At 68.3% G+C, this 16,059-nt stretch carries 10 protein-coding genes and 2 pseudogenes; 3 read left to right on the forward strand and 9 right to left on the reverse strand.

Features of this window, described 5'->3' with window-relative positions; all coding sequences use genetic code 11:
* Window positions 1-20 precede the first annotated feature (20 nt).
* The 4 genes from bioH to bioB form a co-directional block, all read right to left on the reverse strand.
* On the reverse strand, window positions 21-830 hold the full coding sequence (gene bioH / locus IEQ11_RS24200; RefSeq protein WP_191822671.1) for a pimeloyl-ACP methyl ester esterase BioH: 810 nt from the start codon (window positions 828-830) through the stop codon (window positions 21-23).
* Between the two features lie 279 nt (window positions 831-1,109).
* Window positions 1,110-1,568 (reverse strand): ACT domain-containing protein, encoded by a 459-nt coding sequence (locus IEQ11_RS24205; protein WP_191822672.1) that lies wholly within the window; start codon window positions 1,566-1,568, stop codon window positions 1,110-1,112.
* Window positions 1,565-2,797: an 8-amino-7-oxononanoate synthase gene (gene bioF / locus IEQ11_RS24210; protein WP_036105166.1), complete on the reverse strand. Its 1,233-nt coding sequence runs from the start codon at window positions 2,795-2,797 to the stop codon at window positions 1,565-1,567. Before bioF ends, IEQ11_RS24205 begins: the two co-directional genes overlap by 4 nt.
* Window positions 2,798-2,828: 31 nt before the next feature.
* On the reverse strand, window positions 2,829-3,842 hold the full coding sequence (gene bioB / locus IEQ11_RS24215; protein WP_191822679.1) for a biotin synthase BioB: 1,014 nt from the start codon (window positions 3,840-3,842) through the stop codon (window positions 2,829-2,831).
* A 640-nt stretch (window positions 3,843-4,482) separates the two neighbouring features.
* Here bioB and IEQ11_RS26075 point away from each other — a divergent pair.
* Both IEQ11_RS26075 and IEQ11_RS26080 read left to right on the forward strand, forming a co-directional pair.
* Window positions 4,483-4,665, forward strand: a pseudogene (locus IEQ11_RS26075) (double zinc ribbon domain-containing protein); the annotation flags it as partial.
* 597 nt (window positions 4,666-5,262) lie between these two features.
* Window positions 5,263-5,613, forward strand: a pseudogene (locus IEQ11_RS26080) (ComF family protein); the annotation flags it as partial.
* 1,094 nt (window positions 5,614-6,707) lie between these two features.
* On the opposite strand, the gene IEQ11_RS24230 reads toward IEQ11_RS26080, so the two are convergent.
* Window positions 6,708-8,441 (reverse strand): M64 family metallopeptidase, encoded by a 1,734-nt coding sequence (locus IEQ11_RS24230; RefSeq protein ID WP_191822673.1) that lies wholly within the window; start codon window positions 8,439-8,441, stop codon window positions 6,708-6,710.
* Window positions 8,442-9,007: 566 nt separating this feature from the next.
* Between IEQ11_RS24230 and IEQ11_RS24235 the strand changes: the two genes are divergently transcribed.
* Complete coding sequence (locus IEQ11_RS24235; RefSeq protein WP_157754258.1) at window positions 9,008-9,577, forward strand: SecDF P1 head subdomain-containing protein; 570 nt, start codon at window positions 9,008-9,010, stop codon at window positions 9,575-9,577.
* Window positions 9,578-10,160: 583 nt separating this feature from the next.
* On the opposite strand, the gene IEQ11_RS24240 is transcribed toward IEQ11_RS24235, so the two are convergent.
* The 4 genes from IEQ11_RS24240 to ubiA form a co-directional block, all read right to left on the reverse strand.
* Window positions 10,161-11,597 carry a short-chain fatty acid transporter gene (locus IEQ11_RS24240; protein WP_191822674.1) on the reverse strand — a complete coding sequence of 479 codons (1,437 nt, stop codon included), beginning with the start codon at window positions 11,595-11,597 and terminating at the stop codon, window positions 10,161-10,163.
* 510 nt (window positions 11,598-12,107) lie between these two features.
* Window positions 12,108-12,623: a Rid family hydrolase gene (locus IEQ11_RS24245; protein ID WP_051547162.1), complete on the reverse strand. Its 516-nt coding sequence runs from the start codon at window positions 12,621-12,623 to the stop codon at window positions 12,108-12,110.
* Between the two features lie 248 nt (window positions 12,624-12,871).
* Window positions 12,872-14,923 (reverse strand): CshA/CshB family fibrillar adhesin-related protein, encoded by a 2,052-nt coding sequence (locus tag IEQ11_RS24250; RefSeq protein ID WP_191821455.1) that lies wholly within the window; start codon window positions 14,921-14,923, stop codon window positions 12,872-12,874.
* Between the two features lie 156 nt (window positions 14,924-15,079).
* The gene (gene ubiA / locus IEQ11_RS24255; RefSeq protein WP_096417273.1) at window positions 15,080-15,991 is read right to left on the reverse strand and encodes a 4-hydroxybenzoate octaprenyltransferase; all 912 of its coding nucleotides are present in this window, start codon (window positions 15,989-15,991) and stop codon (window positions 15,080-15,082) included.
* Between the last annotated feature and the right edge of the window lie 68 nt (window positions 15,992-16,059).

Genomic DNA, 16,059 nt, shown 5'->3' on the forward strand with positions numbered 1-16,059 from the left:
GCGCCCAGCGCGCGCGAGGATCAGGCCTGCGCGCTGCGCGCGGAGGCGACGGCGCCGGTGTCGTCGACGAAGCTTTCGATCAGCTGCGCGACCTGATCGGTCGCGCCGAGGAACGGCGCGTGACCGGCATGCGCGATCACTTCGCTGCGTCCGCCCGGCGCCAGCGCGGCCGCGGCCGGCATCGCGCCGGACGGCACCAGGCGATCGCGGCGGCCGGAAATCCACAGGCTCGGCACCTGCAACCGCGGCAGTTCCTCGCGCACGTCGAATTCGTCCAGCAGCACGAGCCCTTCCTGCAAGGTCCGCGCGGCCGGCTCGCCGCGCGCGAAGGCCTGCTGTTTCAGGCTGCGCAATTCCTCCTGCGCGCTCGGCGAGCCCAGTGCTTCCAGCGCGAGAAAACCTTCCAGGGTGCCGCGGAAATCGCGATCGAGTGCTTGCCCGAAATTGCGGAACAGATCGGGCGAAACCCCGTGCGTCCAATCCTCGCCGACCACGAAGCGCGGCGAAGAGGCGATCAGGATCAGGCCGCGCACGTGCCGCGGATGGTCCAGGCCGGCGCGCAGCGCGACCTGGCCGCCGAGCGACCAGCCCAGCCAATACGCGTCGGGAATGCGCGCGACCAGATCGGCGGCGAGCGCGCGCGGGTCCAGCGGCGTGCCGTCGTCGCGCGCGTGGCCGTGGCCGGGCAGGTCGATCAGATGCACGGTGAACCGCGCGGCGAGGCGTTCGACCAGCGGCGCGAACAGGCCGCCGTGCATGGCCCAGCCGTGGATCAGGGCGATGGCCGGACGACCGCTGTCGGGAGGGGCGCCGGTGGTTTCGATGTACATGGGGGAAAGAAAGTCCGTGTTGCTTTGCTTGCTGGATTGCCGGGCGCGGCGTTGGGTCGTGTCGCGCTCGCTTTGTTTTTGTTGTGGCGTTCGCTCAACTGCGAAGCCGCGGTCGCTGATATTTTTTGCCGTCATTCCCGCGAACGCGGGAATCCAGCGACTTTCTTGCCAGTTCGATTAAAGGCACTGGATTCCCGCGTTCGCGGGAATGACGGCCGGGAAAATTCGCAGCGATGAGGGATTGAGAAACATGTCGTGTGTGAGTCGGCCTCCATCCACTCAAACGCCACCCGCAGCGCCCTCACCCCGCAACCCATGCAACGCCCGCACCGCCTCCTCGCGCCGATCCACCGGCACCAGCAGATGATCGTGATGAAACCCGGCCAGCACATTGCAGGCGATGCCGCGCTCGGCCAGCGCCCGCGACACCGCGGCGGTCAGGCCCACCGCCTGCAGCGCCGAATGCACGCGCAAACTCAACCAGGCGGCGACGAAGTCGTAACCCAGGCCGCGCGCATCGGCATCCTCGCGGCGCAGCACGCAGGTCAGTCCTTCGTCCTCGACCACGCTGGCGTGCGCGAGTTCGAGCGGCAGGCTCCGCGATCGCGCGGCGCTGACGAATACGTATTCGCCTTCGCGCACATCGACCTGCAGGCTCGCCAGCATCGTCGCCAGATCGGTCTGCGGCCCGCCGCGCACTTGCGAATCGGAACCGGCGGACGCGGCGCCCTCGCTCATCGCGCCAGGGTGACGGGCGCGGCGGCGGCGCTGTCGCTGCGTTCGATCGTGACCCGCTCGGCCGCGCGCGCCAGCGCCTCGATCAGGCCGTCGACCTGTTCGCGCGTGTGCAGCGCCGAGAAGGTCACGCGCAAACGCGCGCGGCCTTCGGGCACGGTCGGCGGACGGATCGCGGCGACCCAGTAACCCTGCTGCTCCAGCGCCTGCGCCATCGCCAGCGCGCGCCGGTCGTCGCCGCACATCACCGGCTGGATCGGGGTGGTCGAATGCAGCACTTCCAGGCCGAGCTTGCCGGCGCGGTCGCGGAAATGCGCGGTGAGTTCGGCGAGTTTCTCGCGCCGCCAATGATCGTGGCGGGCGAGCTTGATCGCCGCGCGCGTCGCCGCGGCCTGGGCCGGCGGCAACGCGGTGGTGTACAGATGGCTGCGCGCGGTTTCGGCCAGATGGCCGATCAGATCGGCATCGCCATGCAGCGCGGCGCCGTAGCTGCCGAGCGCCTTGCCGAAGGTCGCCAGTTGCAGCGGCACTTCCTGGGTCGACAGGCGCGAGGCGGCGACCGTGCCGCGACCGTCGGGACCGGTCACGCCGACACCGTGCGCGTCGTCGACGAAAAACACCGCCTTCTGCGCGCGCGCCACCAGGGCCAGGTCGCGCAGCGGCGCGATGTCGCCGTCCATGCTGAAGACGCCGTCGGTGGCGAGCATCGCCAGGCCTTCGGGCACGTTGCGCAATTGGCGGATCGCGCCCTCGGGATCGGCATGCGGATAGCGGCGCAGACGACAGCCAGCCAGACGCGCGGCATCGATCAGGCTGGCGTGGTTCAAGCGGTCCTGCACGCACACGTCTTCTTCGCCGAGCAAGCCCTGCACCGCGGCGATGTTGGCCAGAAAACCGCTGCCGAACAGCAGCGCGCGCGGCGAACCGAGCCAGTCGGCGAGTTCGCGCTCAAGCGCTTCGTGCTGGGCGTGGTGGCCGCAGACCAGATGCGAGGCCAATCCACCGGTGCCCTCGCGCGAGGCCGCATCCTGGAACGCATTGGTCACCGCGAAATGCTGCGACAACCCCAGATAGTCGTTGCTGCAGAAATTAAGCAGCGAGCGCCCATCGACTTCGCAACGCGCGCCGTCGCGGTGGGTGACCACGCGATGGGTGCGCGTACGCGCTTCGGCCACGCGCTGGGCGTGGGCCGCCTGAATCCGTTCGCGCCAAAGGGTTCGCTGGCTGCTCATCGCGGGCTGCTCGTCGCGTTACTGCGCCGCTTCAGGCGGCGCAGGTGTGGGCGGGTACTTCGTCTTCCTCAATACTCGCATGGACGGTGCCCGCGGTCTCGACGATTTGCATCGGCCGCAGGCCCAGGCGGGCGAACAGGGCCATGTCGCGCTCGGTGTCCGGGTTGCCGGTGGTCAGCAGCTTTTCGCCGTAGAAGATCGAATTGGCGCCGGCCAGGAAGCACAGGGCCTGCAGTTCGTCGCTCATCGACTCGCGCCCGGCCGACAGGCGCACCATCGACTTGGGCATCAACAGCCGCGCAACTGCGATGGTGCGCACAAATTCGAAGGGATCGAGCTCGGCGGTGCCGGCCAGCGGGGTGCCTTCGACCTGGACCAGCCGGTTGATCGGCACCGAATCGGGGTGCGCGGGCAGGTTGGCCAGGGTCTGCAGCAGGCCGGCGCGCTGGCCGCGCGACTCGCCCATGCCGACGATGCCGCCGCAGCAGGTCTTCATGCCGACATCGCGCACGTGCTCGAGCGTGTCCAGGCGGTCCTGGAACTCGCGGGTGTGGATGATCTCGTTGTAGAAATCCGGCGCGGTGTCGAGGTTGTGGTTGTAGTAGTCCAGCCCGGCCGCCTTGAGCGACTTGGCCTGATCGCCCGAGAGCATGCCCAGGGTGGCGCAGGTCTCCAGGCCCAGCGCCTTGACCTCGCGGATCATCGCCGCGACCTTCGGGATATCGCGGTCCTTCGGCGAGCGCCAGGCCGCGCCCATGCAGAAGCGCGAGGCGCCGGCGGCCTTGGCCTGCCTGGCTTTCTCCAGCACCGCCTCGGTGCTCATCAACTTGGTCGCATCGACGCCGGTGTGGTAGCGCGCGGCCTGCGGGCAGTAGCTGCAGTCTTCCGGGCAACCGCCGGTCTTGACCGACAGCAGGGTGCTGACCTGGACCTCGGCCGGATCGAAATTCTCCCGGTGCACGCTGGCGGCGCGGTGCAGCAACTCGGGGAAGGACAGATCGAACAGCGCGCGTACTTCGGCGCGGGACCAGTCGTGGCGGAGCACAGTCGGGGCTTGGGGCGGGGTTTGCACGGGGGCTGGCTCCACAGCGGGGACGTCACTGACGGCGGGCAAGGGGGAGACCGAGGCGCGCCTCGGAGCCGGCAGTCTGGGAAGACGGCGGGTTGCTGTCAACCGATTCGGGGTGAATCTGGTTGACAGGATTGGGCGGGGTGGATGGGTGGGTCCGAGGCGGTGGGTCCAAGGCGATGGGTCGGGCGGTGGGTCGGAGGATTCGGGCGGTTTGATCGAAAGGCGGCGGAGCTTGGGCGCTTCGCCATGCACAGGTCGTGGCGCTGCCGGTTTCGGGGTGGCGGATTCGGCGGGCCCGCCATGTCGTGTGGGAGCGGGCTACCGCGCCGGGGCTTTTGGTAAGACGGACTCGGCGGTTTGCCGGCTCGTCATACAGAGCGGCTGCGGCGCCTGGTGGGGCGACAAAGAGGCCGCACCGTCATCCTGGCGTCTGCAAATCCGCGAAGGCCGCGGGACCTGTTTGAGTGAAACCCTCACTCCCGACGCATCGATACGAATGCGAGTCGCGGCCGGCCCGGTCGAGCGCCCATCGCCGACGATCGCGGCGTTTTCCGACATCGCCGCCAGAACCTCGCCGACACAGGCCGGCCGCCGGTGCGGCCATGCTGCGGACATGATCCTCCACGCCCTGGCGGGCCGCGCCCGACGCTTCGACGAACTCTGGCGGCGGGCGGGCTGGTCGCTGTGGCCGCCGCGTTGCCTGGTCTGCGCCGAACCCGGGCGGGACGGCCGCGACCTGTGCGGCGCTTGCTGCGCGGCGTGGCCGCGGGCGGGATCGGCCTGTGTGCGATGCGCGATGCCGTTGCCGGTCGTAACGCTGGCGGACGATGGAGATTCGTCGCGGGCGGGAGCCGGCGTCGTCGGTTCGCGAATTGCAGCGATGGAGCCTGCAACCGAACGGGGCGATGACGCGGATCAGCCACGGCTTGCGCGTATGGCATCGGTCGGTGGCGACGGATCGCTGTCGGATCCTCGCGTCGATCCGCATGCCGGTGCCGGGTCCGACTGGTTCGCGCGCCACCCCGCTCCACTGTGCGGCGCCTGCCTGCGCAGGCCGCCGCCGCTGGATAGCGTCCGCGCCGCCTGTCTTTACCGCTCACCGGTCGATCGCCTGCTGCCGCGTTTCAAGTTCCATCGCGACCTGGCCGCCGGGCGACTGCTCGCCACGATGATGGGCGAGGCCTTCGCGCCGCTGCTCGACGACATGGCATGGATATCGGACTGGCCCACGACCGCGACCCGCCGTATCGATGCTGATTCAGCCGCATCGACGGATGTCCCGCTGCCGCGACCCGACAGTGCGAACACCGCACTGCGGCGACCGAACGACGCCGGCATCGCCGCGCGAACGCGCGCCCGGGCCTTGGCGCTCGCGCACGATGGCACCGTCGCGCCCCCAGTGCTGGTCCCGATTCCGCTGCACCGCGGCCGCCTGCGCGAGCGCGGTTACGATCAGGCGCTGGAATTGGCGCGGCCGCTGGCGCGATGCCTCGACTTGCCGCTGCAGGCGCAGGCCCTGGTGCGCGTACGCGACACCAGCGCCCAATCCCGACTCGACGCTAGCCAGCGTCGGCGCAACCTGCGCGATGCGTTCGCCTGGAACCGCGACATCGCGATGCCGGCGCATGTGGTGCTGATCGACGACGTCATGACCACCGGCGCGACCCTGCACTCGGCCGCGCGCGCCTTGCGCCGCGCGGGTGCGGTGCGGGTCGATGCATGGGTATGCGCGCGCGTGCTGTAAGCGGACGCCACCACGCACAGACCACCCACAACGCATTCCACACCCCAAACTGTAGGATCTGCGCAAGCTGCGACCGCGAACCCACCCGTCGCGGCGAACCCGCCAGAACGCGGTCGCGACTCACGTCGCTCCTACAGTCGCTGCGATGCGACCACGCAAGACCATGCAGCAAAATTCCGACGCAAACCCGACTGTAGGAGCTGCGTAAGCTGCGACCGCGTACCAACCCCTCGCGGCGAACCTGTCAGAACGCGGTCGCGACTCACGTCGCTCCTACAGTCGCTGCGATACGACCACGCAAGACCATGCGGCAAAATTCCAACGCAAACCCGACTGTAGGAGCTGCGTAAGCTGCGACCGCGAACCAACCCCGCGCGGCGAACCTGCCAGAACGCGGTCGCGACTCGCGTCGCTCCTACAGTCGCTTCGATGCGACCGCGTAAATCCATGCAGCAAAATTCCGACGCAAACCCGACTGCAGGAGCTGCGCAAGCTGCGACCGCGAACCCACCCGTCGCGGCGAACCTGTCAGAACGCGGTCGCGACTCGCGTCGCTCCTACAGTCGCTGCGATGCGAGCACGCAAGACCATGCGGCAAAATTCCGACGCAAACCCGACTGTAGGAGCTGCGTAAGCTGCGACCGCGAACCAACCCCTCGCGGCGAACCTGCCAGAACGCGGTCGCGACTCGCGTCGCTCCTACAGTCGCTGCGATGCGACCGCGTAAATCCATGCGGCAAAATTCCGACGCACACCCGACTGTAGGAGCTGCGCAAGCTGCGGCCGCGAACCAACCCCGCGCGGCGAACCTGCCAGAACGCGGTCGCGACTCGCGTCGCTCCTACAGTCGCTGCGATGCGACCACGCAAGACCATGCGGCAAAATTCCGACGCACATCCGACTGTAGGAGCTGCGCAAGCTGCGACCGCGAATCCATCCGTCGCGGCGAACGTGTCAGAACGCGGTCGCGACTTACGTCGCTCCTACAGCCGCTCCCACAGTCGCTGTAACGCAACCATGCGAAGCCACGCAGCAAATAATCGGTGCGGCGACGTACGGACCATGAGACCCGTGTCCGAACGCCACCAATCCCATCAATCGACCACGGCCACATCCTTGCGCGCAGCCCCGACCTGGATCGTCCAGCTGCGCGAATGCACCAGCAGACCGCCGGCCATCGCCGGTTTCACGAACGCGGTCTGATCGGTCGCGCGCAGTTCCAGCGTGCGCGTCGCGGGCGTGGCGGCATCCTGGCGGAAGTCGTAACTCGCCGCGGTCGCGCCGGAGATCGCCACGCCGTCGAGGTACCACTGCAAGGCCACCGTGCCGATGCTCGGCCGCAGCACCGTCGCGGCGAAGCGCTTGGTGCTGCCGCGCGCGTAAGCGACCGCCGCCGCGGGCGACGGCGATTCGGTGCCCGGTTCGATCAGATCGATGCCGGCCGCGGGCGAACCGAAGCCGCCGCGGTACAGCATGCGCACGTACTCCTGCCGGCATACCGGGCAGAAGCTGGTCCCCAGCGCGCGCATCAGGCAGCTGTTGTCGACAGGCCGGTACATGCCGGTGCTCTTGTAGCGCGCGCCTTCGAACAGACCGGTGCCGGCGGTGCCGTCCGGGGTCGGGATCGGCAGCCCGGCGGTGAACCAGCTGCGCCACTTCACCAGGCTGGCGTTGCTCTGGTTGGTGACGTTGGCCTCGCACAGCGCGCTGCCGCTGATGTCGCTGCAGACCGGGTAGCCGGGGTACGCGCTTTCGTATTCGTCGGCCAGGCCGTGGAAGCTGTGGCCGAATTCGTGGATCGCGATCAAGGCCGCGCTGCTGTGCGCCGAGATCACCGCGAACGACCCGCCGGCGCCGCCGTAGACCGGGTCGTTGACCGTCACCAGGATCTTGTCCCAGTCCGGAAACCCGGCCGCGGCCGCCATCACCTTGGACGAACGCGCGGTCAGCAGGCGATGGATCTGGCTGGTGCAGAAGGTCGCATCCAGCGCGGTAGTCACGAACTGGCCGGCGCGCGGATCGGTGCGCGCGGCGGTGTCGGCGCAGCAACTGGTACCGGTGCAGCCGGCCTGATACGGCGGATGGTCGGCGCCGGACTGCGACGAGGCGACGAAGCCGGGCTGCCAGTTCACGAAGCTTTGATAGTCCTTGTACGGACTGACGTTGAACATCGCCGTCTTCAGCGCCGCGACGTTGCTGTTGAACGTGGCCTGCTCGGCGCTGGTGTAGCCGTCGCCGAGCACCAGGATGTCGAGCCGGTTGGCCGAGTTCGCGGCCTTGACCACCGCGGACTGCGAATCGACCTTGGCATCGGCCGACCACGGCGTGCTTGCGCGCGCGGTCGTCGCGAGCGGCAGTTGCGAGGAGCGGATCGCCAACTCACGCAGATCGATGCGCTGCGCGGACTTCGCCGCGCCGTTGCCGATCAGTTCGATTTCATCGGCTTCGTCCAGCGGCACGCGCACCACGAAGGCCCGATGCGGATCGGGCACCATCGGATGCGCGTCGATCGCGCCGTCGCCGTGTTCGGGATCATGGGCGAATTCGGCGCGGATGAAATTCGGCACCTGGGTTTCGTACAGCGCCGCGCTCTTGGCGCCGTTGCGCGAGGCGCGATAGGCGATGCGCTGCACGCCGCGTTCGGCCTGACGCGCGCCCTGGCGGTCGCGCCGCGGGTCCGACAACCGCACCTGGGCGTAGAACACCGGTTCGGCGCGGCCTTGCGCATCCATCTCGAACACGACGTAGTGAGCGGGCACGGCGGCGTAGGCGCACGAGCTGGCCAACAACCACACGGCGGCGGTGCGCAACAAGGTGGAAGGTTTCATGGGCGATCCCTCGACGGCGCGGTGTCGGAAGACCCGGGCAGATCCGGGCCGGCAGGCCGGACGCCGATGCCACGATCGACGCTCCGATGCTGGCTGCACGCTAGCGCGCGCGGCGCGAACCGATCCACGCACGGGTCGCACTATTCGAGCCCGCAGTGGATGGCGATCTGTGATGGGCGCTCAGGAATTCGCACAAAACGACATCGGGCGTGTCCAGCGGCGATGCGGGTGGTGGTTCCGTGGACTTTTCCGCGAACGCGTTCATCGCTGCGATCGGTCGATGGCGCTCGCACCCGTCGACGCCCCGCTGTGGCAAACACCATCGAAATGCTTTTCTTCGACAACATGTCGTTGTCGCATGACGCGGGCGATGACGGCCTGGGTTCTGGGCGAGGACCTGGGCTCAGACGCAGCGAACGGCGACAAGCCGCCATCTACCTACGTTAAAATTCGTTCTGCTGGAAAACCACCCGCATGAATGCTCGACTCGGCTACGGCGCGCATTGCGCCCAGACCAAGGCGAGCCCATGCGACGAACCTGTCGTCTCAACCGGATATACGTGATCGTGAAACGCCCCGACTCCATGCGAGCGATCGAAGCCAGCGGCGCGCGCGGCCGCGTCCATCGCCTGGCTTGCAAAGTGCTACTGCCGACCCTCATCGGCCTGCTGCTGACCAGCACCGGTTGCCAGCTCATAACCGGCGGCGGCGATGCCACGGCGCTCATCCCGCCGAACCCGGACCTGAATTTCCGCATCCTGCACACCGAGCCGTGCACCGGCTGCCGCGAATTCCACGAACCGGGCAACCCGATGACGTTCTACGGCCTGCCACGAGGGGTGATCCGCGCCGAGGATATCGTCGGCCTGCGCCGTTACGAGCAGCACGGCGAAGAGGGGATCGTTCTGCGCTTCGTGCCGGCCGCGGATGCGAAGATCCGCAATCTGAGCCAGGACAACATCGGGAAGCAGATGGCGGTGATGATCGGCGACGAGCCGGTGCGGATCAGCACGATCCAGAGCGCGTTCTCCGGCGCCATGGTGATCACCGGGTACACCCTGCCGCAGCGCGAGGCCCTGTTTCAGCGCATGACCTCGGCGGCGGCCAAGGACGCGAAAAGCGCCGCGGCGGAATAAACACAAACCGACCCGCGGACCGTCGGATGACATTCGGCATCCCGGCCGCGCGTCGTCCGCCTCCTGTTACAGCCATCCCCAGCCCCCACCCGGTGGCGGAATCCTTTCCGCCACGCGCGCCATCCTGGGCGCATCCCCGATTCCGATCGTCCGCCGTCCTTGGCGGTCGTTTCCCTGCGCGTCGCCTCCTGGCGAGCCTGATCGAATCGGGCGGGGGTTCCTGACTGGCGATCCTTGCCGTGTCGGTACGGATCTCGATCGCAAGCGCCTGTGCCGACGAGGACGCTTGTCACTTGCGATGCTTCCCTGATCCGGTGCCCGACCTTGGGCGTCCCTTCCCTTTGCTGTGAACCATTATCGCGTCCGCACGTCGCACCTATTAAGAAACCAGCGTGCGAAGCGCGATGCCCCGCGTCGCCGCGAGGCGTGGAAGCCAGCCCGACCTCCGTGTCGGGCCTGTCGCCGCGTCATCCCACGCGACGTTTCCACGCCCATAGAATCGCCCGCGACGCGGCCCGGGTCAGTCGGGCATCGTCGCGGGCGTGGGTAGGATTTTTCCGTTGTCGCGCGGGTGCTGCAGCACTCAGGGCATGACCGGCGGGTGATACGTAAGCGTCAGGCCCAGCAGCCACAGCAGGCCTAACACCAGCGGGATATGCACCAACAACTGGATGAAGGTGAAACCGACGATGTCGCGCCCCTTCAGCCCGAGCACGCCGAGCAGCGGCAGCATCCAGAACGGGTTGATCAGGTTCGGCAGGGCCTCGGCCGCGTTGTAGACCTGCACCGCCCAGCCCAGGTGGACTTGCAGGTCGTTCGCGGCCTGCATCACGTACGGCGCCTCGATGATCCACTTGCCGCCGCCGGACGGCACGAAGAAACCGAGCACCGCCGAGTACACGCCCATCACCAGGGTGAAGGTCTCGGTGCTGGCGATATGCACGAACACGGTCGACAGGTGATGCGCCAGGCTCTGCCCGTCGCCGCCCTTGGCCGCGGTCAGCAGGCTGGCGATGCCGCCGTACAGCGGGAACTGGATCAGCACGCCCGTGGTGCTCGGCACCGCGCGCGCGACCGCGTTGAGGAAGCTGCGCGGACGCCAGTGCAGCAGCAGGCCCACGGTCAGGAACACGAAGTTGTAGGTGTTGAGGTTGGCGATCGCGCTGACCGCGGGCTTGGCGGAGAACTCGTACACGAGCCAGCCCAGGCTCAGCGCCGCCAGCAGGATGGTGATCAGGGGGCTGTATTCCAGCCATTCGCCCGGACGCTGGCGCGGCGGCAGGGTGGCGGCGTGCTTCTCTTCCGAGGCGAAGCGCTCGGCGCCGTCGAAATCGCGCGCGCGCCGCACCGAGCCGCCGCGCGGCGCGGTCACGAAGCACACCACCAGCGACACCGCGATCAGCACCGCGGTCAACACGATCGACTGCCACAACAAGATGGTTTCGCTGAAGGGGATCACCCCGGTGATCGCCAGCAGGCCCGGCGGCATGCTGGCCGGATTGGCCTGCAACTGCGCGGCCGAGGAGCTCAGGCCCATCGCCCACACCGCGCCCAGGCCGAGATACGCCGCCGCGCCGGCGGCGCGATAGTCCATGTCCAGATCGTCGCGACGGGCCAGCGCGCGCACCAGCAGGCCGCCGAACACCAGCGAGAAGCCCCAGCTCAGCAGCGAGGTCAACATACTGATCAAGCCGACGTAGCAGATCGCGCCGCGGCCGCTGCGCGGCACCCGCGCGAGCGCATCGATGACCCGCGCGACCGCCGGCGCGGTGGCGACCACATAGCCGCCGATGACCACGAAGGCCATTTGCATGGTGAACGGGATCAGGCTCCAGTAGCCGTCGCCGAACGCGGTCGCGGTCGGGGTCGCGCCGAACGCGAGCGCGGCGAGCGCGACGATCACCACGCCGAGCGCGGCGAACACGTAGGCGTCGGGAAACCAGCGTTCGGCCCAGGCCGCGCTGCGCAGGGCGAAGCGCGCGAGCGGGCCGTCGGCGGGGACGGAGGCGGCTGGAGTCATGGCGGCATTCCTTCGACGGGTCGCAACGGGGCCTGGCGATTGTCGAGGCGCGCGGGGCCGGGACCACTTGGACTTTAGTCGCAGGGTGCGGGTTGGCGGGAATCGGGAATCGGGAATCGGGAATCGGGAATCGGGAATCGGGAATCGGGAATCGGGAATCGGGAATCGGGAATCGAATAGAGCGTGACGCGGTGTGCTGCTTACGCAAGTAACTTACTACGAAAAGTCATCTAATCAGAGAGTCCCCCGAAGCAACGTCACACTCCCGACCGTGCCGCTCTTACCTAACGTCATTCCCGCGAAGGCGGGAATCCAGTGCCTTTCGTGCGAGAACGCCTGAAGCCACTGGATTCCCGCTTTCGCGGGAATGACGATCTGGAGAGATGACGCTGAAGACTCTGGATGTTCGGCTACGCCGAAGTAAAGCAAAGCCCGCCTTCGCGGGAATGACACTCTGGCATAACAACGCCGAAAACCCCGAACGTTCCACACCACCCAATCCAGCCAACCCTACGGCCCCTTCGGCACCGCGATCTCCGCCCTCGCCGCGCGCCCCGAACCGATGATCGCCTCCGCGCGCAACTCGAAACTCGCATCCTTCGAATACAACCCCGGCGTCGCCACCGCCGTCCACGCCGGGTAGTGATCCTTGAAGAACTCGCGATGCACTTTCAGCACCGGCGCCAGCCGGCGGCGAAACTCCTCGTGATCGCGGGCGACGTGGAAGCTCTGCAACTCCACCACATCGTCAAGACTCGCCCCGGCCGCGCGCAGATGCGCCTGCAACTGCTGGAACAACCAACGCGCCTTGGCCTCGTCGTCGGCGCCCTCCAACGCGGGAATGCCCGACACGATCACCCGGTCGCCGATCTTCACCACCGGCGAATAGTGCAGATCGTGGTACGAGCCTTCCCAATCCTTCGGCGCGAAATGCTCGCGCGTCGGCGCGCTCGCCGACTGGGCGGACGCGGCGCCCGCGCAACACAGCGCGATGGGCAGGACGAACAGACGCAGACAATCGCGCATGGCAGGACTCGGTAACCCAGGAGCCGCCATTGCACGCCGCCCGAGCCGCGCCGTCATTGCCCGCGATCGCGGTTTCGCCTGCCCCCCACCCTCGCCGCCTACACCCGCCCCTGTAGGAGCGGCGTCCTACTGGATTTCCTTAGGTCACAAGCCGCGACCGCGCCCCATCGACCACGACGCAATCACGCCAAACCCGCGCGCCGGCAAACCCTCGTTCCCGACCGCGACAAACCCACAATCACGAACGATCAGTAATCCGCAGGATTCGCGCTATACACCACCGGCACCGTAATCGTCGCCGAACCGCCCGACAGCAGATCCACGGTCAAACTCACGGCGTTGCCGCCGGCCGCGCCACCGGACACCGCCCCGCAAGCCGAACCGACGCTGGCGCTGCAACTCCACGCCCCGGTCAGCGTGACCCCGGCCGGCAACGGATCGTTGACCTGCGCGCCGACCACCGGGTCGGGACCGGTATTGCGCACGGTCAGCACATAGTTGCGGGTGGAACCCGGCGTGTAAGTGGTCTGGCCGCCGTCGTCCTTGCTGATCTGCAACGCGATCAACGTCGCGCGGTTGGTGATGGTGCAGGTCAGGTCGTTGCCGGCGTTCGGGGTCAGGCTCCAGTCGACCGGACCGCTGCCGCTCGGCGCGCCCGGCGTGGGCACGGCGCCGCTGCTGCCGGCGTTGGCGAGGCAGGCGACCGATTTGAGATAACGCGCGAACGGCGTGGCCCCGGCAGTGAGCGCATCGCGCAAGGTGTAGGCAGTGCCCGCGCCGACCGCGACCGCCGCGGTGCCGGCGCTGTTGCCGCTGCCGGAAGTCGCCGCGCTGCCGAGCACGCTGGCGCCCTGCAACAGGCTGACCGTGAACTGGTCGGCCGCATCGGCGCGCGCGGCGACCTGCTTGACCAGGGTGAGGCGCGCCGTGGCCAGGGTCAGCAGGTGATCTTCGACCTCGCCGTCGTTGGCGGTGCCGATCGGCGTGGCGATCTGCGCCGCGTTGCTGGCGATGCGCAACCGCATATAGCTCAGGCCGGCCTGGACCCCGGCCGGCACGCTCCAGTTGAGCGCGACCGTGCTGGTGCCGGTGCAGGTCGGGCTGTTGCTGGAGACTTCGCCGGGATCGTTGAAGTCGCCGTCGCGATTGAAATCGATCCAGCCGCGCACCGTGCCCGGACCGGTGCAGGCCACCGGCGGCGAGGTGTAGGTCTGACCGGGCAGCGTCGCGATCGTGCCCAAGGGCGCGGCGAACGCGTCCTCGTCGTCCGGCGTGCCGACCAGGTCGTCGCCGTCGGCATTGGTCGAGAACGGCGTGTTGGCTTCCGAGTCCAAGGCATTGCCCAGGCGCGTGCTCGGCGGCACCAGACTGGCGAGGGTGAAGCTGCTGGCGTTGATGTCGGTGGTCGTGCCCGCGGTCAGCGTGCCGCCGCTCCAGGTGAACTGCGACAGATGCACCGGCTCCCCGTAACTGGCCGGCGCGTCGCCGCGATCGCTGGCGTCGACGATGAACACGCCCAGCGCGACCGCCGAACCGCCGCCGCCGCGGAACTCGACCGCCGCGCTGGTCGCGTTCTCCATGAAGGCCACGCCCATCGGGCCGCTGGCGCAGTTGGTCGAGGCGCCGAAGCGCAAGGTGCTGGAACCGGCGTTGTTGGTCAGCGTGGTCGGCGTGCCGGTGGTGCAGCCGGCGGTGCGGAAGCGATCGATGATGCGCCAGGTGGTCGGCTGGCCAGCATTGGTGGTGCCGATGGTGGCCTGCAGGTACTCGCTGCCCGCCGATTGCTCGGCGTCGGCCACCACCAGCCCGTCGAGCGCGAACGCCGGCGGATTGGTCTGGCCCGGCGCGCCGATCGTCGCCGAACAGGCGAAGTTGAAGTTCACCGTGGTCGCGTCGACGCGATTGCGCAGGCCGATGTCCATGGTGTTCGAGCCGCCGGTGCCGCCGACGTTGTACAGATCGTCCAGGCCGTCGCCGCTCCAGCCGCCGGGCCGGTAGATGCGCAGCGACGGCGCGGCGCCGCCGTTGATGTTGCTGAGCGCGCAGGTGATCCGCAGCTCCTGCCCGGACACGTTGAACACGTTGGTCACCGAGGTGCCGGCCTGCGGGATATTGGCCGCGTTGTTGCCCCAGTCGAACCACAGGATGTTGGGCCGGAACCGCCCCGCCCCGCCGGTCGCGAACTGCGCCTGGGCCGACTGCGGCAACGCGATGGCCAAGCCGGCCAACGCCATCGCGGCGAACAACGCTAACGAGCGCGCGCCACGGCGCGGCGTGGGCGATACGACGACTGCTGACATCACGTGGTCCCGGGTCTTGGCCAGAATGCGCTGCAGGACGCAGGCCCTGCGCGAACCGCGACCCGGCACTGCCGCCGGATCGTCGCTGCACCGGAAGTGTGCCAAACCCCTTAGCGAATCTTGCCCACGCCAGATTCACATGGCGCTTGTTCAGGCTCAGCCGCCGGCCGCGTGGGCGCGCACCAGATAGTCCGTCACCAGGCCGGCGAAGATCGTCAGCCCGACCCAATGGTTGTGCAGGAACGCGCGGAACAACGGTTCGCGCTCGCGATGGCGCGCGATCACGAACTCGTACGCCACCAACGCCGCCGCCACCGCCAGCCCGGCGTAGTACCAGACGCCGAGTTCGGCGCGCTGGCCGACCAGATACAAGGTCCAGAACATGAGCGCGTACAGCACGCCGATCGCGACCAGATCCATGTCGCCGAACAGGATCGCGGTCGACTTGGAGCCCATCTTCAGATCGTCCTCGCGATCGACCATGGCGTACCAGGTGTCGTACGCGGTCGACCACAGGATGTTGGCCGCATACAGCAGCCAGCCCAGCGCCGGCACCTCGCCGCGCACCGCCGCGAACGCCATCGGGATGCCCCAGCCGAAGGCCATGCCCAGATAGACCTGCGGCAGATAGGTATAACGCTTGAGGTAGGGATAACTGGCCGCCAGCACCACGCCGACGACGCTCATCGCGATGGTCAGCCGGTTCATCGTCAGCACCAGCGCGAACGCCGCCAGCATCAGCGCCGCGAACACCACCAGCGCCTCGCGCCCGCGCACCTCGCCGGTCGCCAGCGGCCGGTGCTTGGTGCGTTCGACATGCGGATCGAGCCAGCGGTCGGCGTAATCGTTGATCACGCAGCCGGCCGCCCGGGTCAGCCAGACCCCGGCGCTGAACACGAACCAGGTCCACAGCGGCGGCACGCCCTCGGCGGCGATCCACAGCCCCCACCAGGTCGGCCACAGCAGCAACAGCCAGCCGATCGGCCGGTCGCCGCGGGTCAGTTTCCAGTACAGCGACAAGCGACGGCGCCAATCCGGCGCGGGGATGGGGGAATGAGCGTGTTCCATAGGCCCCTAGAATAACGTGCGGCCCGGACGCGCAGGCTTGGCGATGCGTCGTCCGCCCCGCCGCCAGC

The organism is Lysobacter capsici, assembly GCF_014779555.2.
In the GTDB taxonomy this organism is placed as follows: domain Bacteria; phylum Pseudomonadota; class Gammaproteobacteria; order Xanthomonadales; family Xanthomonadaceae; genus Lysobacter; species Lysobacter capsici.